This is a genomic window from Runella sp. (assembly GCF_027484545.1).
Lineage (GTDB): Bacteria > Bacteroidota > Bacteroidia > Cytophagales > Spirosomataceae > Runella.
In genome coordinates, this window is sequence record NZ_JAIXST010000171.1 from 1 (window position 1) to 21,433 (window position 21,433).

Annotated in this window: 18 protein-coding genes; 5 read left to right on the forward strand and 13 right to left on the reverse strand. The window is 42.3% G+C overall.

The window, feature by feature from the left end:
* Positions 1-149 precede the first annotated feature (149 nt).
* Both Q0081_RS16225 and Q0081_RS16230 read left to right on the forward strand, forming a co-directional pair.
* Positions 150-743, forward strand: a complete 594-nt coding sequence (locus Q0081_RS16225) for a hypothetical protein (RefSeq protein ID WP_298355339.1) — start codon at positions 150-152, stop codon at positions 741-743.
* A 79-nt stretch (positions 744-822) separates the two neighbouring features.
* On the forward strand, positions 823-2,004 hold the full coding sequence (locus Q0081_RS16230) for a hypothetical protein (protein WP_298355341.1): 1,182 nt from the start codon (positions 823-825) through the stop codon (positions 2,002-2,004).
* 3 nt (positions 2,005-2,007) lie between these two features.
* Here the strand turns inward: Q0081_RS16230 and meaB are convergent, their stop codons facing one another.
* From meaB to Q0081_RS16270, 8 genes are all read right to left on the reverse strand, one after another.
* Positions 2,008-2,991: a methylmalonyl Co-A mutase-associated GTPase MeaB gene (meaB, locus tag Q0081_RS16235; protein WP_298355343.1), complete on the reverse strand. Its 984-nt coding sequence runs from the start codon at positions 2,989-2,991 to the stop codon at positions 2,008-2,010.
* Positions 2,992-3,070: 79 nt separating this feature from the next.
* Entirely contained in the window at positions 3,071-3,766 is a 696-nt protein-coding gene (locus tag Q0081_RS16240; RefSeq protein WP_298355345.1) for a 2-C-methyl-D-erythritol 4-phosphate cytidylyltransferase, read from the reverse strand.
* A 4-nt stretch (positions 3,767-3,770) separates the two neighbouring features.
* Positions 3,771-4,814: a tRNA preQ1(34) S-adenosylmethionine ribosyltransferase-isomerase QueA gene (gene queA, locus Q0081_RS16245; protein WP_298355347.1), complete on the reverse strand. Its 1,044-nt coding sequence runs from the start codon at positions 4,812-4,814 to the stop codon at positions 3,771-3,773.
* 125 nt (positions 4,815-4,939) lie between these two features.
* Positions 4,940-5,503, reverse strand: coding sequence for a hypothetical protein (locus tag Q0081_RS16250; protein ID WP_298355349.1), 564 nt, complete (start codon positions 5,501-5,503; stop codon positions 4,940-4,942).
* Between the two features lie 33 nt (positions 5,504-5,536).
* Positions 5,537-7,849: a TonB-dependent receptor gene (locus Q0081_RS16255; protein WP_298355351.1), complete on the reverse strand. Its 2,313-nt coding sequence runs from the start codon at positions 7,847-7,849 to the stop codon at positions 5,537-5,539.
* A 117-nt stretch (positions 7,850-7,966) separates the two neighbouring features.
* Positions 7,967-8,962 (reverse strand): toxin-antitoxin system YwqK family antitoxin, encoded by a 996-nt coding sequence (locus Q0081_RS16260; protein ID WP_298355352.1) that lies wholly within the window; start codon positions 8,960-8,962, stop codon positions 7,967-7,969.
* A gap of 171 nt (positions 8,963-9,133) precedes the next feature.
* The gene (locus Q0081_RS16265; RefSeq protein ID WP_298355354.1) at positions 9,134-10,684 is read right to left on the reverse strand and encodes a DUF1501 domain-containing protein; all 1,551 of its coding nucleotides are present in this window, start codon (positions 10,682-10,684) and stop codon (positions 9,134-9,136) included.
* A 27-nt stretch (positions 10,685-10,711) separates the two neighbouring features.
* Positions 10,712-12,151: a DUF1800 family protein gene (locus tag Q0081_RS16270; RefSeq protein ID WP_298355356.1), complete on the reverse strand. Its 1,440-nt coding sequence runs from the start codon at positions 12,149-12,151 to the stop codon at positions 10,712-10,714.
* Between the two features lie 72 nt (positions 12,152-12,223).
* Here Q0081_RS16270 and Q0081_RS16275 point away from each other — a divergent pair, with 72 nt between their 5' ends.
* A complete protein-coding gene (locus Q0081_RS16275; RefSeq protein ID WP_298355358.1) occupies positions 12,224-12,958 on the forward strand; it encodes a copper homeostasis protein CutC in 735 nt (244 codons plus the stop codon).
* A gap of 112 nt (positions 12,959-13,070) precedes the next feature.
* On the forward strand, positions 13,071-15,011 hold the full coding sequence (gene nagB, locus Q0081_RS16280; RefSeq protein WP_298355360.1) for a glucosamine-6-phosphate deaminase: 1,941 nt from the start codon (positions 13,071-13,073) through the stop codon (positions 15,009-15,011).
* 92 nt (positions 15,012-15,103) lie between these two features.
* On the opposite strand, the gene Q0081_RS16285 is transcribed toward nagB, so the two are convergent.
* Positions 15,104-17,188, reverse strand: coding sequence for a molybdopterin oxidoreductase family protein (locus Q0081_RS16285; protein ID WP_298355363.1), 2,085 nt, complete (start codon positions 17,186-17,188; stop codon positions 15,104-15,106).
* A 143-nt stretch (positions 17,189-17,331) separates the two neighbouring features.
* Here Q0081_RS16285 and Q0081_RS16290 point away from each other — a divergent pair, with 143 nt between their 5' ends.
* A complete protein-coding gene (locus Q0081_RS16290) occupies positions 17,332-17,574 on the forward strand; it encodes a type B 50S ribosomal protein L31 (RefSeq protein ID WP_298355365.1) in 243 nt (80 codons plus the stop codon).
* Between the two features lie 87 nt (positions 17,575-17,661).
* Here Q0081_RS16290 and Q0081_RS16295 read toward each other — a convergent pair whose 3' ends face one another.
* The 4 genes from Q0081_RS16295 to carA all read right to left on the reverse strand — a co-directional run bounded on the left by Q0081_RS16295 (position 17,662) and on the right by carA (position 21,356).
* Positions 17,662-18,288, reverse strand: a complete 627-nt coding sequence (locus Q0081_RS16295) for a LysE family translocator (RefSeq protein ID WP_298355367.1) — start codon at positions 18,286-18,288, stop codon at positions 17,662-17,664.
* A 24-nt stretch (positions 18,289-18,312) separates the two neighbouring features.
* Positions 18,313-19,086 (reverse strand): SDR family NAD(P)-dependent oxidoreductase, encoded by a 774-nt coding sequence (locus Q0081_RS16300; protein WP_298355368.1) that lies wholly within the window; start codon positions 19,084-19,086, stop codon positions 18,313-18,315.
* Positions 19,087-19,121: 35 nt separating this feature from the next.
* On the reverse strand, positions 19,122-20,081 hold the full coding sequence (locus Q0081_RS16305) for a bile acid:sodium symporter family protein (protein ID WP_298355370.1): 960 nt from the start codon (positions 20,079-20,081) through the stop codon (positions 19,122-19,124).
* A 174-nt stretch (positions 20,082-20,255) separates the two neighbouring features.
* The gene (carA, locus tag Q0081_RS16310; protein WP_298355372.1) at positions 20,256-21,356 is read right to left on the reverse strand and encodes a glutamine-hydrolyzing carbamoyl-phosphate synthase small subunit; all 1,101 of its coding nucleotides are present in this window, start codon (positions 21,354-21,356) and stop codon (positions 20,256-20,258) included.
* Positions 21,357-21,433: the final 77 nt, after the last annotated feature.

The following is a 21,433-nucleotide window of genomic DNA, read 5'->3' on the forward strand; positions in this document are numbered from 1 at the left end:
TCTTAAAGCGAGAGCCGACTGAAATGAGTTTGGCTCGTAAGCGAAAGAAAGCCGCTCGCGACGATGCTTACCTTAAAACCCTGTTAAACCAACTTAACACTTGATGCAATCACCCTAATCAGCAGGGCCTTCTTCCTGGTCAAACTCCAGTGAGTCCTTTTGGCGTTGCTACCCCGGCAGGACAACCCTATAAAGCTGCGCCCTCGAATTATTCAGGCACTGAAACAGTGAGCAGTTATGATAGCGATGTAGTAGATTGGGTACTCGTTTCGTTAAGAACAAACATAAGCGATGCCAATTCGGTCGTTTACAAATCGGCTGCTTTACTTCGAAAAACGGGAACGGTTACCCTTGTATCAGCATGTCCCTTACTCAACCCGTCCCAGTCTTATTCCGTTGTAGTCGAACACAGGTCACACATTGGAGCAGCCTCTCATCAGCCTATTGCCATTGTAGCCAATAAAATTACGTATGATTTTACGCTTCAGCAGTCCTATATTCCAATAAACGTCCCTTCTTCTGGTCAACAAAAAGTAGGATCAGTCTATTGTCTATTTGCGGGAGATTGCAGTAAGGCGTCTTTCTCTGAAATCAATGCAAACGATGCTACTATTTGGAGAACCGACAATGGCAAATTTCCTCGTTATCAGCTTACTGATTTTAATCTGGATGGAAATATTAATGCCAATGATGATACAATATGGAGAAGGAACAATGGTAAGTTTTCCGGAATTACTTTTTAAAATTGGCACATTTATTGCACTATAAACCAAGGAGATAAAACATCTCCTCTCAAAAATTGGACCAAATTTTTCATTTCTTATGAAAAAGTTTCTAACTCAATCTCTTTTTATTATTGCAAGCCTATTAGTACTATCTACGCTTGCCAAAGCTCAAACATCTGCGGGACGTTATGAAGTACGGCTTGTACATAATTCTTTCGACTGTGTAAAAGATTCCGTAAAAGTCTGTTTAGAGATTCGAGCGACCTCTGCCGATAGCGCGTTTGTAATGGGGAGTGCTAATATTTACCTCGCTTTCCAAAACAATCAACTCGTTGCTCCGGTCATTAATAGTTATTCTAATTTTCATGATACTAACATTTATTCTTTTGTAGATTTAGTACCCACAGTAGGTGCTAATTCAACAATCGTAAGTCTTAATATCGTGAATAATGGGCGAAATGGCGCGGGTACAACCGTTGGAACAAATTGGATGCCAATTGCGTGCCTTAGATTTGGCATAGCAGCTGCTAATCAGACAAAATGCTACAGTTTATCTATTAATGCCTCCCAGCCATCTACCGTCGTAACCCGAGCGTTTCCTAATCCATTGAACCCAGCAGGACTTTCATCAACACTGGAAATATCTCAAGGCTCTTTGACTTCGATTACCAATCAATGCCCAACAACGCCGATAGCCACATTATCAGGAGGCGGAACAATTGCTTCGGGAGGCAGTGCCAATCTGGTTATCACTTCCCAAAATAATGTACTTCCCGCTACAGTGGTAATAAGCGGAGGTGCAGGAACAGTAACCCTTACCTCTGTTGATCCCAGTAAGACACTTTCGGTATCACCCACCCAAAATACAAGTTATACCATTCAAAGCGTGTCAGGAGAATGCGGTACGGGAAGCGGACAAGGTACTGCCACAGTTACGTTAGCCCCTTGTACTGCACCTATAGTTACCTTGTCGGGAGGCGGAACAATTGCTTCGGGAGGCAGTGCCAATCTGGTTATCACTTCCCAAAATAATGTACTTCCCGCTACAGTGGTAATAAGTGGAGGTGCAGGAACGGTAACACTTACCTCTGTTGACCCCAGTAAGACACTTTCGGTATCACCTACCCAAAATACAAGTTATACCATCCAAAGTGTAACAGGTGCATGTGGCGCAGGAAGCGGTCAGGGAAGTGCGTCGGTAGCAGTAACAGGAGGTCCGGACCCCAATCCTTGCCCTCCGGGCAAATGTGTTCCTTTGACGGTTCGAATACTGAAATAGGAATCAATGCTTAAAAATATCCAATAGATAAGTGGCTGCTCGAATGGGCAGCCATTTTTCGTTTTGGACATTTGCTTCTATCTCAGGCAGCTTTTCTTTAACTTCCAAATGGTGATAAAACTGTTCTTCTAACGCATAGCGAATGAGGCTGTACATCCATTCCAAATTTTGGCGTTGGCGATTTTGTAGATATGCTCCATTACTTCTTACCAATGAATAATAATCCGATATCATTTCCCAAATTTCACTCAATCCTCTTTTTTCAAGTGCTGAACAAGTTTTTACTTGTGGAAACCAACTATTCTCGGCAGGTGGAAACAAATGAAACGCATTTTGGTATTCAGCTACGGCTCGTTGGGTTGCCGTTTGATTCTCCCCATCAGCTTTCGTAATCACCACTGCATCAGCCATTTCCATAATCCCCTTTTTAATTCCCTGAAGCTCATCTCCCGCGCCTGCAAGCATCAAAAGCAGGAAGAAATCCACCATTCCTTTCACTAACGTTTCTGATTGCCCCACGCCTACCGTCTCTACAAATACCACATCAAAGCCTGCGGCTTCACAGAGAAGCATTGTTTCGCGTGTTTTGTTGGCCACTCCTCCCAATGAACCACCCGAAGGAGAAGGGCGAATGTAAGCCAAAGGATCATGAGCAAGCTCTTCCATACGGGTTTTATCACCCATAATACTTCCTTTAGAGCGTTGACTTGTAGGGTCAATGGCCAACACAGCCAGTTTTTTCCCTGAAGCTGTCAGCTGTTTTCCAAAAGATTCAATAAAGGTACTCTTTCCTACACCGGGTACACCTGTAATGCCAATGCGCATGGCATAACCGGCATGTGGAAGAATTTGTTCGAGAACTTGTTGTGACAGGATTTTATCGGAAGGTAATTGACTCTCAATAAGTGTAATGGCCCGGCTGAGTATCATTCGGTTGCCCGACAATACCCCTTCTACATAAGCTTCGACGGAGAGACGATTTTGCAAAGGAATACTTGCAGTTTACAATCAATAGGCAGTAATTCTCGGTAAAAATAACAGACTGAAACATACCTGCAAATCTAATTTACTCCGATTCATCATCTGCCGGCTCATGAACCAAAAAAGCTTCGGCCCATAATAAATCTTCGGGAGTTGTAATCTTAATATTTTCGTACGCGCCTTCAACAAGTGTAGTAGGATAACCTACATGGTTAATAACACTGGCACAGTCGGTAAACGAACCTTGCTCAGGGGTATCGAACGCAAGTCGCATCCAATCCAATCGAAATGTTTGGGGAGTTTGAATAAGACGATAACCCGTACGGTCAACGGCCTGATTCGTACCATTTTCCTCAGCCAATCGCAAAGAATCTTTTAAGGGAACACTCGTAACTGCGGCTCCCTTTTCGGCAGCAATTTCAAAACCTTTAGCAATGATTTCAGGAGTTACAAAAGGCCGAACCCCATCGTGGACGGCTACTAATCCTTCTTTGGCAGTAATTCTTTTCAGTCCATTTTTAACGGATTGAAAGCGGCTGTTACCTCCCGTAACAGTCACAATAGCAGGGTAAAATTTATGCTTATCACACAGTGCGTACCAAGCCTTCATTTCGTTAGCCGGGAGAACCAGAATAATTTGAAGAGAAGAGTCATACGCGATAAACCGCTCTAACGTATGAATCAGAATGGGCTTCCCTCCTATCAACATAAATTGTTTGGGAGTTTTCTTACCCATTCTTGTACCGCTTCCTCCGGCTACGACAATGGCAAATTTCGTCATTTGATTAAAGAATCAACATTGCATCGCCGTAGCTGAAAAACTTATATTTCTCCTGCATCGCTATATCATACGCTTCTTTAATAAGTTCATGGCCTCCAAAAGCAGAAGTCATCATCATTAAAATAGATTCGGGTAAATGAAAGTTGGTCAACAGGCAATTGGAAATCTTGAAATCGTAGGGAGGGAAAATAAATTTATCGGTCCATCCTTCAAATGATTTAACGCGGTTATTCGCCGACACAGATGATTCAAGTGCTTTAAGCGACGTAGTACCAATAGCACAAACTTTTTTGTTGTTATCCAGCGCCTGATTAATTATCTGAGCACTGGCGTCGGTAATAGCGAAGTTTTCTGAATCAGTTTTGTGTTTGGTCAAGTCTTCTACATCCACTTGGCGGAATGTTCCCACTCCTACATGCAATGTAATTGGAGTAAAGTGAATACCCTTTATTTCCATGCGTCGTTGAATGACTTTTGTAAAGTGCATACCCGCCGTAGGAGCAGCGACAGCCCCCACATGTTGCGCAAAAATAGTTTGATAACGCTCACGGTCAGCATCTTCTACCTTACGATTTATGTCACGGGGTAGTGGTGTTTCACCCAATTCATCGATTGCGCGCATCAACTCTTCGTGATTTCCATCGTATAAAAACCGAATCGTACGTCCGCGAGACGTGGTATTATCAATGACTTCCGCCACTAAATCGCTATCGCCGAAATACAGCTTGTTACCTACCCGAATTTTACGGGCGGGATCAACAAGTACATCCCAAAGACGCATTTCTCGATTCAATTCACGCAATAAAAATACTTCGATTTTGGCACCTGTTTTTTCCTTTTGGCCATACAAACGAGCCGGAAAAACTTTAGTGTCATTAACAACCATTACATCACCTTCACTAAAGTAATCTATGATTTCGGAGAATTTCTTGTGTTCAATTTTCTTAGTTTGACGATTTACCACCATTAGGCGGGATTCGCCACGGTCGGCAGGATAGAGCGCAATTAGGCTCTGGGGAAGGTCAAACTTAAACTCAGACAGTTTCATATATCTTTTTATCTAAAAGACACCTCAAAAAATTAAGACCGCAAAAGTACTAATAAAGTCGCTATAATCAGCCACTTCGGTTCTTTTTTTTAGATATAACTGGCTTTATCAGGGTAGTAAGTGCATTAGGGAGCTACTGTGATGCTAAAAGTCACGTTTACGTCGTCGCTCCCAGGTGTGATAGTGCCATTTTTAACTGGTTGCCCATTGATTGGAGGTTGATGACGCAACTGAACTCGTAATGTTCCCATATTGGTAAAACTCGTTATGACAGTGCCCGTAAGTCCTAAAGGAAAATTGCGACTGTCTTTATCTCCTGCAGTATAGGTAAACAAACTGGAAGGGATAGGTGTAAATGCGATTAAATGTTTGTCAGCTTCGGATTGAATATCAGCTGTTTTATTAACGGCAGGTGTGCTGCTTTCATCCAGAAATTCTACATCCAGTTTATAAGTACGGCTTGCACGTAAAACAATAGAGGTGATTGTCGGCGCATTTCCTCCGTCTCCATCCAAATCTTTCCATTGAAACGTTTGGGTGTTGGTCGTTCCGTTTTCGGTAAACTTCAGGCGTACAGTAGTGATCAATTCGTTTTCTTCAGCCGGAGTAGGCTGTTCTTTTTTACCACATCCCCCAATGAATAATAAAATTGCCAAAAACAAGGGTACTTTCGTAGGTAATTGCTTCATTTTTGATGAAAAATAAGTTTGAACTATTGGTTTTTAAAAGCTCCATTTTAATCGAACTGAACTATTCCTGCCTTGCTCAATCGCGTAGTATCTAAATCTATTAAGATAATCTCGATAAGCAGTATCGAACAGATTTTGTACTGTAATGCTCCATTGAAGAACTTTCCCTTTGGATAAAGGCAAATCTCCCCCTGCAACTACTGACCAGAGATGATAGGCCGCAGGCGGCTCCATGAAATCGCTGTTGGGCGGTACACGCCGCTGCCTGTCTACCCAAAGATGATTTAATGAGAAATACGTGTTATCACATTTCAATGCTTTTCCCAATTGCCAACGCAGTCCACTTTCAAGACGATTGGCGGGAATTAATACCAAATAATTGTTTTGTCGAAGGTCGTAAGCACGTAAATAGGCCAATTTTTGAGTATGTATGAGTTTGTTAGTGATGATTTCCCATTCAGTATCTACATCAATGCCCGTAAAAACTGCCTGCGTTTGAACATTTTTAAAATAGGGGAAAGCACCCCGTATTGTTAAAATGGGTTCTGCCTGAGGTTTAAGGTAAATAAAATTCTGAATCAAATTTCGATAAACTCCTAATTCAGCCCGAAAGCGCTTGTGAGTATAATCAACACTGCCGATCAAATTGTACGCTACTTCGGGTTTCAATTGGTCGTCGCCTTCTTCGTAGGCGGCGGCCCCGTGGTGCACACCCTTGCTGTATAATTCGCTTGGGTTAGGCGGTCGCCAAGCTGTCCCAAAATTGACCCGAAAAGAAAGCCCTTCTCTTGCTGTATGTACCACTCCTGATGTGCCTGACCAACTACCAAAGTAGTGTAGACGAGGGTCCAACGTCGTTCCAATAAATTGAAAAACGTCTAATTTTCTCCAATCATACCTTACTCCGGCCTCCCATTCCCACTTTTGATGAACAACACGCTCAATCAAAAACAAACCAAGATTTTTTTGCTCAAAATCAGGAATAAGCGGCCGCCCATCCGTAAAATTATATTGGTACAAACCGCTTAGACCCACTTGGCCGTTCACTTTACTGGCTATCGGTTTATGTTCAAAGGTTAAATCGCCCGTAAAAGTCGTTAACCGAAATAAAAGTGCAGGGTTGGTGGTTGCTTGTGGTCCGTGTAAATCATATTCAGCTCGACGGTTATATTGCCGCCCTACAATCAAATTCAATCGATTGCCATTGAAATTTCGGAACGTCTTAATTTTCAGCAAATTGTGGCTAATCAGTTGGTTCGGTCGTTCGATTTGGCGATTGAAATCCACTTTAATAAAAGGCTCTCCATTTTTAATGACATTAAGCAAATCGGAAGTACTGCCGATGTGCGAACCCGAGAAAATGCCTACATTGGTTTGAAATTGACTGTAAAAAGCTTCCACTCCGACCTTTCCGGTTCGGTAGCCCGCTGTTACTGAAAAGTTTTGTTCCTGTATGCCCGTATTTGCCAGAAAATAATCAGGCGTTCGGATGTTTCCTCCGTTTTTAAGCGTTCCCTGAATTCGCCAACCAAATCCTTCCCACTTAGGGATTCCTCCCTGCAATGTACCGGAAACTACCCCCATACGAGCGTTGGAAAATGCAGCCGTATTGAGTTCACCGTTGATTTTACCGTTCTTTGGCAGCTCTTCCGGCTCAACCAGTATAACACCACCAATGGCATCTGATCCATATCGTACTCCTGCGGCTCCTTTCACTACCGTCATTCTTTTAGCAATAAAGGGGTCTATTTCGGGCGCGTGTTCAGAGCCCCATTGCTGTCCTTCCTGTCGAATACCGTTGTTCATAATCAGCACCCGATTGCTGTGCAGGCCATGAATCACGGGCTTAGAAATGGAAGCCCCTGTCTGAAGAACAGTGACTCCCGTAATTTGTTTAAGTGCATCGCCCAAGGTCTGCCCTCTTGTTTGTTCAAGCGCCTGACCTTGTAAAACCGTACTTTTTTGAGTTAAAGGTGCCTGAATACGCCGAGCTACAATCTCGACATCCTGAAGATGAACTTCGTCTTCATTGAGATTAATATCTTCTTCAGCACTGTGTTGGAGCGAAATCGTTGTTTTAATGACTTTGTAACCCACAATTCGGCACTCCAACACGTAAGTTCCCTGACAAAGCTGCTCAATTTTATATTGTCCTTGGGCGTCGGTTATCGCATTCCGACCTGTTTCTTTTAGAATTAGAACAGCTCCGGCAATGGGTTGACGGGTTTCACGGTCTTTCACCACCCCTTTTATCAGACAATGACAATCAGTGAGTGATTGGGCGAACAATGAGTGTGTTCCCAACCCTCCCAATAACAGTACCCCAAGCAGTAACCAACGATTCAATTTTTACGTATTTTTCACAAAGGTAACTCAAATGCAACTTTGTTGCAAACAATAATTTTACATAAAAAAGCCTGTCGGGTTTCTACTGATAATCAGGACAAACCGAACAGGCTTCTATTATTTTTCTGTTTCGTCGGTATCCGTGGCTGTGTCTTTGGGACGTTCATAGATAAGCTTGCCTTTTTCGTCCCATTCGCTGATAAGAATGCCTTCGCCATCTTCGTACCAATAACGAGGATAACGCGTCAGTTTTTTGCGTTGACGGCGGTATTGATAGTATTCATTCCAAGTTCCTACCGGAAAATCATTATCGTATTGGCCTTTCACCATTAGTTGACCGCCATCGTAAAACATCAGATAATCACCTTTCCGTTTGCCGTATTGAATCGGAATCACTTCACGCACTTTGGTATGAGCAGAATCATAGTAACTGATAATAGATTCTGCGGGAAAACCCTGATTCCATTTGGTTTTATCCAACAACCGATAATCAGCGTCGTATGTTTCCCAACGTCCATCTTTAGTTCCTATGTGATAATTGCCTTCTTCTACCAGATTTCCTGAGACATATCGCTTATAAGGACCGTGGAGAATCTGTGCGGCGTCTTTGTCTTTTATAGCCGATTTACTCACAATTCGATTACGGTTATCGTACCAAAACACTTCCAGTCCATCGTAGGTGCGTGGTTGAAGATAGGTTTTTAATACGTGAAATTCCGTCTGTGTGATGCGGTCACCGCTTCCAGTACTTGTCGTCATCTTAACAATGGAAAGTCCTTCGTAATCGGTATGGTATTTTTTCTTTTTCAGCCGGCGGGCTTTTTCCTGTTTACGAAATTCTTTGACTTTCAGCCCTAAATCAGGCAATTTTTCCGTAAAAAAGTCTTTTGCGTCTGAAGGTTTTATAGATTTTCCTGCCACAGTTGCTCCTACCCCCAAGTCCGGAGTGGAAATCCCCGCTTTTTGAAGTAAACTGTCTGCCTGCGCTTTTCTTTCTTTGAATTTTTCAGCCCTTGTCGCCTTTTTTTCGGGCGTAGTTTGCCCCTGCGCAATGGTAAGCGTGAAAATGGCAATTGCTGCGCTTGAAAATAGTCGTATTGTGTTCACTTTCATTTGCAAAAACATCTGTATCCTAATCTATTTACTTCTACCCCAACGAATAGTTTGCCAAAATTGTACCAAATTTAAGAACGTTTACCAGTTAATTTTGTTGCAACAGCAAAAACACAAAACCTTTCCGCACGTGCGGAAAGGTTTCAGGCAACGGCTCATTTTATTTTATGATTACGCCTTTATGATGCGAACTACCTTTTGTCCTGCATCACACTGCATTGCGCAAAGATAATGACCGGGCACAAGACGATTTCCTTCAATGATTTCCATATAAACCCCTGCCCCCATATTTCCCTGACGTAAAATGGAAACTTCACGTCCCAACATATCATACAATGCTATTTTCACATTCATCTGTTTTTTAAGTGAATAGGCTACACTTGTATAGGTAATGAATGGGTTGGCAGCATTTATATCAAAGGTAAAATCCTGATTGCTCACCAATAAGGTACTGGTGGCCATTTTGAAAATAGGAAGTCCCGTAAAGTCTTTGTTGCCCATGATACTGCGAGATACCTGTGCTTCTACTCCAAGGTGGTCTTCCAGAATACTGGTATAGATTTGGCGGAAATCATATTCGAATTTTATGTCACCATTACCATCCAAATCACTAAGAACAGGGTTACGGCCTAAGATACCGCCTCTTACACCGCTTCCAACAACAAATACTGGAGCTGCCGAACCGTGATCGGTACCCATTGTACCGTTTTGAGTAACCCGCCGACCAAACTCTGAAAATGTCATGACGACAACCTTATCGGCCAAACCTCGTTTTTCTAAATCTTTCTGAAAAGCGGCTACGGCATCCGAAACTGTTTTGAGGAGAGTCGTATGCGTACCGGTATTGGTAGCATTGGCAACCACTTGGTTGGCATGGGTATCGAATCCGCCAATCGTAGTTAAATAAATGGGCGTTTGCAGCCCCCCGCCAATCAACTCTCCTACAATTTTTAATTGATTGGCTAAGTTAGTGGTAGGGTAGGTATAGAGGTTTTTTGCAGCACTGTCCCATTTTTTCTTGATAATATCAGAATACGCAACCGACTGAGTGGCAATCTGACGCATGAACTTCAACTCTTCACCCGCCAAAGTCTCGGGAACAGGCTCATTATCAACGGTCGTTCCTGTAACGAGGTTGTAAAAATTAGTAGGATTACTAAATGCTACTCCTGTCGAACCCAAATCCGACTGAATCAGCAGAGATTCCACCGACCCCAATTGAATAGCCATGGGTTGCGCAGGTATTTGAATGGGAAAGCCCGGATAGAGTTTGGTCAGGTATCTCCCGGCCCAGCCTTCGTCCAACATCTCATTGGCATCCGAACCGGTGAGCCAAATATCGGTTGAACGAAAATGGGAGCGGTTAGGGCTTTCATAACCTACATTTTGTACGACGGTCATTTTACCGCTGTCGTACAGCTCTTTCATGGCCGTCATACCGGGATTTAGCCCCATTTGACTGTTGAGAACAAGTACATTTTCTTTTTTGACGGCTATATTGGCTCGTTTGCTGTAATAAATCGGATTTTCATAAGGAATTACGGTATTAAGACCGTCGTTTCCTCCCGCAAGCTGTACCAAGACTAAAATCTTGCCATTGGTAGCTTCTATATTTAAAGCAAACGGATTATGAGCAAAGGCTTTTACCGAAGTGCCTCCCATTCCAAAGGCTACTCCACCCGACAAAAGGCTCAATTGCTGTAAAAATTCTTTACGGTTCATGTTCTTTTATAATTTAGGATGGAAGGGTTAAGCCAGTTGAAATTCGGGTAAACGCATAATCGCTTTCAGCAAGGCCTTTATTTGATTTTCAGCCCCGGGAGTGCTCGTGGACCAGTTAGCTAAAATAGTACTCCCTAATAATGTACTGATCAGGGTTTGTCTTTTTGCAGCACTGATCGGAAACTGTAGAAAAACAGTTACCATGTCATCTACCAACTTAACGGCATCTTCCGAAGTTTTGTAAGTACGGGCGTAATTAACGGGGTTATTGATAAGTTTAAACTGAGTAGCTCGAGTATTGCCCATCGTATTTACAATATAGTCAGATAGACTTCCCCGAGTCACAAAAGTAGTCGAACTTATCCAATCGCGCTGCCCTACCCATCCCTGAACATTTGGTGGATAGAAAAGCTGTTGTTGAAGCGCCTGAGTTTGGGAATAAATGTAAGCCCAGTCGGCAGTAGGCGTCATTTGAGTAGGCGTTAAATCAAATGCTTTCAGGATACCGATAGTGGTTTCCATCGGGTTTTTGATTTTAGCGCCTCGGTATTGTGCACCAAAGAACTCATCCGACGTAAGCAGGAATCTTAAAACCGGTTTTATCTCGTAGTTATTTTTACGAAAAATATCCGCCATCTGCTTTACAAAAGTTTCATTCGGTTTGTAAAACACAAATTCTTTGAAAAGTTTGCGACAAACAAATTCCGCAGCTTCGGGTTTTTCAAGAATAAGATCAATGACATCCCCGTATTTATAATTACCGGTTTTTCCGAAAATGGTTTTATTAATGTTAGCAAAACGACTTTGATTGAAAACTGAATTTAATCCGGTTACCTGCCAACCTGTAAATGCCAAAGCCGCTTGCTTAATATCAGTCTCGGTATAGTTGCCGATGCCAATCGTGAATAACTCCATCACTTCACGGGCATAGTTCTCGTTGGGAGTAGTGCCGTTGCTGAGCCGCCCATCCAAGTAAATCAGCATCGCAGGGTCAATCGTGACATCTTTGGTAAGTTGCCGAAAATTACCCCAAGCCGAACGCCGAAAGAGATTGTTTTGGATGTACATGTGTTGAGGATAACCAACCTTGTCGCGCTCAGAGACGAAATGATTGTGCCAAAAAAGGGTCATTTTTTCGCGCATATTGGTTCCTTCGCCCAACATAAGGTCATACCACCAATACGTCATTGTACGATAACGATCACCTTCCAGAGAATTATTAGTGGGAGTTTCGGTTATCCAATCACCGGGAGGTACAGGCAAAGGGCGATTTGCCAGCAATTCTTTATCAACAAATTCTGCTACTGTCGAATAGGACAAAGCTTTCTCCAAATCTTTGCGTGAGTAGCCAAACAAGCAACGCGATAGCAAATGTTTGGCGTTTAATACATCCCAAGCCGGCATAGTAGATAGATCTTTTCGTTGTACTTTTTTATTTTGTACTTTCCAATGGACAAATTTGAACAAAAAAGGTTTAATTTTCTAACGAAAATACGCTTTAATTTCTTGAAAATCAATCCATACAACCCTTTTCAACTCATGCAAGTAGAAATTTGTGCTTTTTCTATTGAATCCTGTTTGAATGCCCAACGTGCCGGGGCTCATCGCGTAGAACTTTGTGGAGGTCTATATGAAGGTGGCACTACCCCCAGCTATGGTCTTATTGAAAGAGCCAGAGCAGTATTTTCCATTCAGTTATACGTAATGATACGCCCGCGCGGCGGAGATTTTTGTTACGATGAAGAAGAATTGTCTGTAATGCGAAGTGATATTCTAACCGCTAAAAAGCTGGGCGCAGATGGCGTCGTCTTGGGTATTTTACTGCCCAACGGCAAGGTAGATGTAACCCGAACAGCAGAATTGGTAGAATTGGCTAAACCCATGGCAGTCACTTTCCATCGTGCTTTTGACATGGCTATTGATCCTTATGAAGCATTGGAGGTCGTCATTCAGACGGGCGCAGAACGAATTTTAACCTCTGGCCAACAAAACACGGCTTTGGAAGGACGCGATTTAATTCAGCAATTAACCCAACAAGCAGCAGGACGAATTGAAATTATGGCAGGAAGTGGCGTAAATGCTGACAATGCTTTGCTTTTAGCTAAAACAGGTGTGCAAGCTTTACATTTAACAGGCAAAGCTACCAAAAGCGGAGCAATGAGTTACCGAAAATCAGAAGTAAGCATGGCCTCTGTTTTGCCTTCTGACGAATACGAAATCACGTACAGTAACGAACTAAAAATCAAGGCTGTGATAGACGCAGTCAGCAACTAAATTGCCTATTATTAAATTTTTTTATTAATTTAAGTCGCTAATTATCTTACAAATAGATACCTTTGCCTCGTAAACTACTCCTTCTTTCAGCATCATGATTACTGAACCTTTAATGATTCAAACACAAGTCGCCGACAATGGTATGTCAAACGGCATGGTAGGTCAGGCTATCACCTACGAAAAAATTCCAACGCAGATTTATGCCGACTCTAAAGACGCTTCTCGGGCTGTAGCACAAGAGATTGCAGACTTGATTCGCAGTAAGCAGAAAGAAGGCAAAAATTGCATTCTTGGTTTAGCAACAGGCTCTTCGCCGAAGACAGTTTATGCCCAACTCATTAAAATGCACCGTGAAGAAGGGCTAAGTTTCAGAAATGTAGTTTCGTTCAATTTGGACGAATACTATCCTATGCAGCCTGATTCTATTCACAGCTACGTGCGCTTTATGCGGGAGCAGTTATTTGACCACGTTGATATGCCTAAGGAAAATTATTTTATTCCTGACGGAACCGTTCCCCCAGCTATGATTAATGATTTTGCCCAACGCTACGATAATAAAATCAATGCAATGGGAGGGATTGATTTTCAATTGTTGGGGATTGGTGGAAATGGCCACATTGGATTCAATGAGCCGGGGTCACTCATCAACTCGCGTACTCGTCTGATGACACTTGACCATTCTACCCGTGCAGCTACTGCAATGGAATTTGGAGGGCTTCATAATGTTCCTAAGAAAGCCATTACCATGGGGGTTTCGACCATTATGAATGCCAAAAGAGTTGTTCTATTGGCATGGGGAGAGCGCAAAGCTACGATGATCAGATCATCCGTCGAAGGGCCGGTGACAGAATTAGTGCCCGCCTCTTATTTGCAGGCACATCCCAACGTTGCCTTTTTTGTAGATGTTCGGGCTGCTTCTGAACTCACCCGGGTCAAAACTCCTTGGTTGGTAGATACCGTTGAGTGGAATAATTCCATGATTAAAAAGGCAGTTACTCACCTTTCTTTGACACTCGATAAGCCCATCCTGAAGTTAACCACTAAAGATTACAACGACAACGGGATGAGCGATATGCTGGCGGCACACGGTTCAGCGTATGATATCAATATCAATGTTTTCAATCAATTACAACATACCATTACGGGTTGGCCAGGAGGTAAACCCAACGCAGACGATACCTATCGTCCGGAGCGTGCACATCCAGCTAAAAAACGGGTAATTTTGTTTAGCCCTCACCCTGACGATGATATTATCTCCATGGGAGGCACTTTCCAACGTTTGGTAGACCAAGGTCATGAAGTACACGTAGCTTACCAAACCTCGGGCAACATTGCCGTAGCTGATGATGAGGCGTTTCGTTTTATTGACTTTGTGGTGGATTACAACCAGAGATTTCAAATTGAAAGTCCTGCTGCAATGAAGATTTTTGAAGACGCTAAAGCGTTTTTGAAGAAGAAAAAAGACAGTGAGATAGATACTCCTGATGTTCGCTACGTAAAAGGACTGATTCGTCGCGGAGAAGCAAAAGCCACCTGTCGTTTTGTAGGAACTGAACATTTTCACTTTTTGGACATGCCCTTCTACGAAACTGGGACTGTTCAGAAAAAACCCATCGGTACAGAAGACGTAAAAATCATTGCCGAGTTAATAGAAAAAGTAAAACCTCATCAAATCTACGCCGCAGGAGACTTTGCCGACCCACATGGTACGCACAAAGTGTGTTGGGATGCCATCGAAGGGGCTTTGAGTCAATTGAAGCACAAAAACTTCATGAAGGATTGTTGGGTATGGCTATACCGCGGCGCTTGGGCGGAGTGGGATATTCACGAGATTGAAATGGCAGTACCAATGAGCCCTGACCAGGTAATGAAAAAACGAATGGGTATTTTCAAACACCAATCGCAAAAGGACGGGGTAGTGTTTCAGGGTGATGACTCCCGTGAATTCTGGCAACGTGCCGAAGAACGAAACAGCGGTACAGCCCACCTCTACGATCAGCTCGGATTGGCTGAATATGAAGCCATGGAAGCCTTTGTAAGATGGCACTTTTAACAACCATTTTTTGTAAATAATAAGCTTACTGTAACGAAACAAAAACGTTGGTCGGTTTCAAACCGGTTAACGCTTTTGTTTCGTTACAGATTTTAGCAGTACACCTGAACGGGTACTCCTCCAAAAACCGCATTTCCTGTCAGCTCATCCAAAATTAATTCATCGGTCAGATCATTGACGCTTACGCCTGCATGGGCTTGAGCAATGGGTAGCTGCACGCCTGCACGGTCGTGACCATAACCATGTGGAAGACAAACAACACCGCGCATCATTTTATCGGTCAATTTAGCCGACACTAGGACTTCTCCAACACGAGAGCGAATTTTCACCATAGTGCCCTCTTCAATCTTACGTTGTGCCGCATCCTGAGAATGTATTAACAAGGTACAGCGATTACGACCTTTTATGAGTCGTTCGGAGTTGTGCATCCACGAATTGTTATCACGCAAATGACGTCGATTAATAAGCAATAAATCAAAATCAGCACTCAACTTCGTGTTGTTAAACGTTTTATGGATGCGAACTACGTCTTTGAGCAATAGGTCAGGCGCTAAATGAATCTTTTTATCAATAGTCTGTAATCTGTTAAATAAACAGGACTTCAAAGGTCCCAAGTCCATTCCGTGAGGATATTTTCTTAATTCATCCAAGTTTAATTTATATGCTCCAAATCGCAATCCCATATCTACCTTGGCATGAGGGTCTTGCGCTTGAAAATCAGTCGTATATTCCCCGGTTAAGCGAGCCGTCAGTTCCTGAAAAATCTCCCAATCATACTTTGCTTCATCCGATTTGGGGAATAACGGTTCCGAAAAGCGAGTTACATTTCTAACTGCCAATGCGTTGAAGGTCAAATCATAATGAGAAACTTCCAAACCCGTAGCCGGTGGTAAAATAAGATGAGCATGGCGCGTTGTTTCGTTGATATAAATATCTACCGAAACCATAAATTCGAGTTTTTCAAAAGCTACATCTAATTGCCTTCCGTTGGGTGTTGAAAGAATGGGATTACCGCAACTCGTTATCAATGCCTTAATTTGCCCTTCTCCCTCCGTCAGGATTTCTTCGGCTAATGCCGAAACGGGCAATTCTCCCATAAACTCAGGAAGACCCCGAACACGACTTTGATAACGGTTATATTTGTCATACACACCTTTAGAAGTTGATAAAATATCCATCGCCGGCTGCGTGAACATCGCCCCGCCTACTTTGTCCATATTACCTGTAACGACGTTGAAAGCATTCAACAACCACTGACAAGCCCCGCCAAATGCCTGAGTTGAAATCCCTATTCTCCCATACGCCACGGCTGATTTTGCGCTTGTAAATTCGTGCACAATGTGCCGAATTGTATCTGCCTTAATTCCTGTTTGGTCTTCCACTTTTTCAGGAGAAAATTCGGCGACAATTTCTTTGAGCGCCTCTAATCCTGTGACATCATCGGGCGATTTATCCAATCCTTCCGCAAACACTACGTGGAGCATTGCCAACAATAAAAACACATCCGTTGCAGGGCGAATAAAATGATGCTCGTCGGCCTTAGCAGCCGTTTCAGTAAACCTTGGGTCAATCACAACCACTTTTCCCCCGCGCTGTTGAATGGCTTTAAGGCGGTTAGCTACATCGGGCACGGTCATCAAACTTCCATTGGAAGCAATAGGATTCCCGCCCATAATCAACCAAAAATCGGTATGGTCAATATCAGGGATGGGGAGTAAAAAAGGATGTCCGAACATTTGCCACGCCGCAAAATGATGAGGCAGCTGATCAGTTGAAGTGGCAGAAAAAATATTTTTTGTTTTTAAAGCACGCATTAAACCCGTTCCTGCCAAAAAAGTCCCCGAATTATGAACGGAGGGATTACCTGCGTACATGGCAACCGCATTAGTACTGTGTTGCGCCTGAATGACTTTTAATTTAGATGCCACTTCGTCAAAAGCTTCCTGCCAACTGATTGTTTCCCAACCTTTTTCTGTTCGTCTTACCGGTTGTCGAAGGCGATTGGGGTCTTCGTAAATATCTTTTAACGCTACCGCCTTAGGACAAACATGTCCTCTACTGAATTGGTCATTTTTATCCCCTGCAATTGAGATGACTTGATTCCCTTCATATTTGATTTCGAGACCGCAAATTGCCTCACACAAGTTGCAGGCACGGTAGTGTATACTTGGATTCATTCTATTTTTAGTTTGTGGGATGCAATTTAAATATTTTTTACCAACTTCTTTTTTTAGATACTTTTTTGATTTTCAAAAAGTTACTATCTTTGCATCCCGTTTTGAGACAAAGCATAGTAACATCATAAAGAGTTGATACACAAATGAAAAAAGGCATTCATCCGGATTACAGAGAGATCGTATTTTGGGACTTAGCAACCGACGATAAATTCGTAACGCGCTCTTGCGCTCCTACTAAAGAAACCATTGAATTTGAAGGTAAAACTTATCCTGTGTTCAAAGCAGAGGTAACTTCACAGTCGCACCCGTTCTATACTGGCAAAAATACGTTGCTTGATACCGCCGGTCGTGTTGACAAATTCCTTAGAAAATACGGTAAGAGATAGTTGCCAATTACTGATTACAGTTAATTGTAACAACATACAGAAGGCGATGAATTGTTTAGGCAATTCATCGCTTTTTTATTTTTAGGGTTACAAATACAGCTTCAACAATTGCCCCACCGCTAATAAGACGAATAAAGCCCCTAAAAAGCGATTGAAGTTAAATGTTCCCAATCGTACTAATAAGCTTTCTCTAAAATGGGAGGTTAGATAAGCTGCTCCCATCAATAATCCTAACGCTCCAACGGCTGTTCCCAATATAAAAGCAATTTGTTCCAAACGTGATTGCACTCGTAATGCATTATACATCCCAAATTGTACAAGCATTATTAGCCAATAAGGAAACAATTGTGGATTGAGTAATCCAAGTGTCAATCCTTTTAAGAAAGAAAATGATTGTTGAGGTTCCTTTTCGAGATTGGTGGGGCGATTAGGGGTAACAAAAATAACAATTCCGATGCCTAATAAGAGTGGTACTGCACTCCACTCCAATACATTCCGTATGCCGGGATTTTTTTCTAACCACATCCCCGCCCCTACTGCAGCCGCAGAATAAATCAATTCTGGCAAACACCCACCTAATGCTATCCATAGTCCTGCCTGTAGATTCCGCTTTAGAACCGATTGAATAACTATCAAGTTGACGGGACCTAATTGCAATGAGCCTACAAAACTGATAGCTGCCGTTGCAAAAAAAATAACAAGTGATTTATCCATTAGTTATCAATTCTCCGTAACATTTCAGTTGCCGTATGGCGAAGGACTCATGGCCGTCCATCCTCCGTCCACAACCAATGATTGACCCGTTATATGACCTGCCATTGGTGAAACCAAAAACAGTGCAGCATGGGCAATGTCCTGAACAGTAGCAGGACGCCCCGTAGGCGTAATTTTCCCCCAAGTTTTAGAGTACTCGGGGTCTTCTGCAGTCCGTTCGGTCATGGTAGCCCCCGGTGCTACTGTATTGATTGTAATATGATAGGGGGAAAGCTCAATTACCAAACTTTTAGCCAGCATTTCCAACGCAGCTTTGGTCATTCCGTAGGCCGCCAGGTATTGATGGGCTTGGTGTCCTGTTACAGAAGACATTAGCAAAATTCGCCCACCACTTCCTTGAGAACGCATTTGCCGTGCAGCCGCTTGAGTTAGAAAAAAACTACCTCGAATATTTAAATCCAACAGTTTTTGTAAAGATTCGGGTTCATAATCAAAGAAATCTCCAAAGGTAGTCATACCTGCATTGGCTATTACAGTAGTGAGTTTTCCAAAAACCTTAACTGCTTCTTCTACCATCTCCCGTACAAAGTCCACATCTGCCGCATTTCCCGGGTACGCAATGCACTTTCCTCCTATTTTTTGAATAGCTATTGCAGCATTCTGGGCAAGTTCCGCATCCAAGTCATTGAGCAAAACTGCTGCCCCTTTTTGGCTAAGTTGTTTGGCTATTTCCAGACCTATTCCCTGCCCTGCCCCAGTTACTATAGCTACTTGGTCTTTGAATTCTTCCTGATCCATAGATTTTTTTTCGGGTATTTCCGACAATCAAATAGTTAATTTTTAAGTGATGTGTCAATCTCTACAGCTTGTAAATTATCAACAGGTTTCTTGCTCCACCAACTCGCTAACAGTGAGCCTGTGATATTCATAATCGGTCCAAAAAGTGCTGGGGCCAATCCGACAGTAGCTACTTTACCCATTTGAAGTGCAATTCCTGAAGCCAAGCCTCCGTTTTGAAGGCCTACCTCAATCGCTACTGTACGACAATCCTGCTCAGGCAATTTCAGAAGTCTTGCTCCCCAATACCCTAATAGATAGCCGCTTATATTATGAATTAACGTACAGATTACTAATATACCTCCCACTTTCAATAAACTTTCCCGTCCTGCTGCTGTAATAATACAAATAATCAATGCAATACCAGCCATGGATACCAAGGGCATATATCTATTTAAAAACTGAGCTTGATTTCTAAAAATTTTATTTACCAACAAACCTACTCCAATTGGTAAAATGATGATTTTCAAAATTTCAATCATCATTTTGAAAAAATCTACTTCAATAAACGCTCCACCTAATAACTTCATCAGCAACGGTGTTAATATAGGTGCCAAAAACGTAGCACATGAAGTAATTGTAAGTGACAACGCCACGTTGGCTTTCGCAATATAAGCCATAACATTGGATGCTAAACCACTGGGTGAACAACCAATCAAAATAATGCCTGCTGCCACTTCAGGCGGAAAATCAAAGCTGGTGGCCAATATAAAACCTACCAATGGCATAATGGTAAACTGACAAATAAGACCAATCACCACACTTTTGGGCGATTTTATGACTGCCTCAAAATCCTTAGGACTCATAGTTGTTCCCATTCCAAACATAATGATTTGTAATAAAGGAACAATAAGCGTTTTTAATTGAAAATCTCCGATTTGAGTAAAAAATTGTGGAAAAAACATAGCTACTGTAGCAGCTATAATGATAGAAAGCGTATAAAGGTAATTTTTCATAATTGAAGGGTTTAGCAAAAAGACGCACTTCTTAAAGCGAAATTATCATTGTAAATACTGATAAATAGGCCAAGCTAAAGATTCATTAAATTACAGAATAAGTAAAAACATCCCCTAAATAAAAAAACTCCCCAATCGAAACCGGGGAGTTTTCTACAAAAAAAGAAATTGCTTTTATGCTTCAAATAATTTCACAAAGCTATCAAACAGGTACCGTGAATCGTGGGGTCCAGGAGAAGCTTCAGGATGATATTGCACCGAAAAAGCAGGCTTATCTTTACGTCTGATTCCCTCTATTGTCTTATCATTGAGGTTAATGTGAGTCACTTCAACGTCCGGATGTGCTTCAATTTCGTCAGGGCTAACCGCAAAACCATGGTTTTGAGAGGTTACTTCACACATTCCTGTCAGGTAATTTTTAACAGGGTGGTTTAACCCACGGTGGCCGTGGTGCATTTTATAGGTTGAAATACCACTGGCTAAACCCAAAATTTGATGCCCTAAGCAAATACCAAACAAGGGTTTATTAGTCTCTAAAAATTGCTGAACGGTTTGTATTGCATAAGGCATAGAAGCGGGATCACCCGGCCCATTGGAAATAAAGAATCCATCAGGATTCCAAGCCATTACTTCTTCGAAAGGCGTTTTGGCAGGAAATACTTTGCAATAACAACCCCGTTGAGTCAAATTCAGCAAGATACTTTTTTTGATACCATAGTCCATTACCGCTATTCGATACTGAGCTATTGCCTCATCTCCCATGAAATATGCTTCTTTCGTACATACCACAGACGACAACTCTAAGCCATCCATATTAGGAACCTCTTTCAAGTGTTGCATCAGCTGGTTTTCGTCCAAAATTTCGGACGATATGATGGCATTCATAACCCCTTTCTGACGCACGTGGCGCACCAGTTGGCGAGTATCAACATCACTGATGCCTACAATCCCAGAGCGTTCAAAATAAGTTTGCAGCGAAAAGTCAGCCGTTTTCCTCGAATAAATTCGTGAAAAGGTATTACAAACCATCCCGCTGATTTTAATCGAATTGGATTCTTCCTCACTTTCCAATTGTACTCCATAATTACCAATATGAGAATTGGTGTTAACCACAATTTGGCCAAAGTAAGAGGGATCAGTATAAATTTCCTGATAACCTGTCATACCTGTATTAAAACAAATTTCGCCACCCATGGTGCCAATTTTGCCTAGGGCTAAGCCTCTCAAGGCTGTTCCGTCTTCGAGAAGTAAGAGTGCTGGTTGTTGAGAACCCATTTTTTTTTCGGTATTGAGTAGTTAGTTCTACAAATTTCAAAAAAAGGGGCTAAACTTTCGTTTAACCCCTTTTTTTA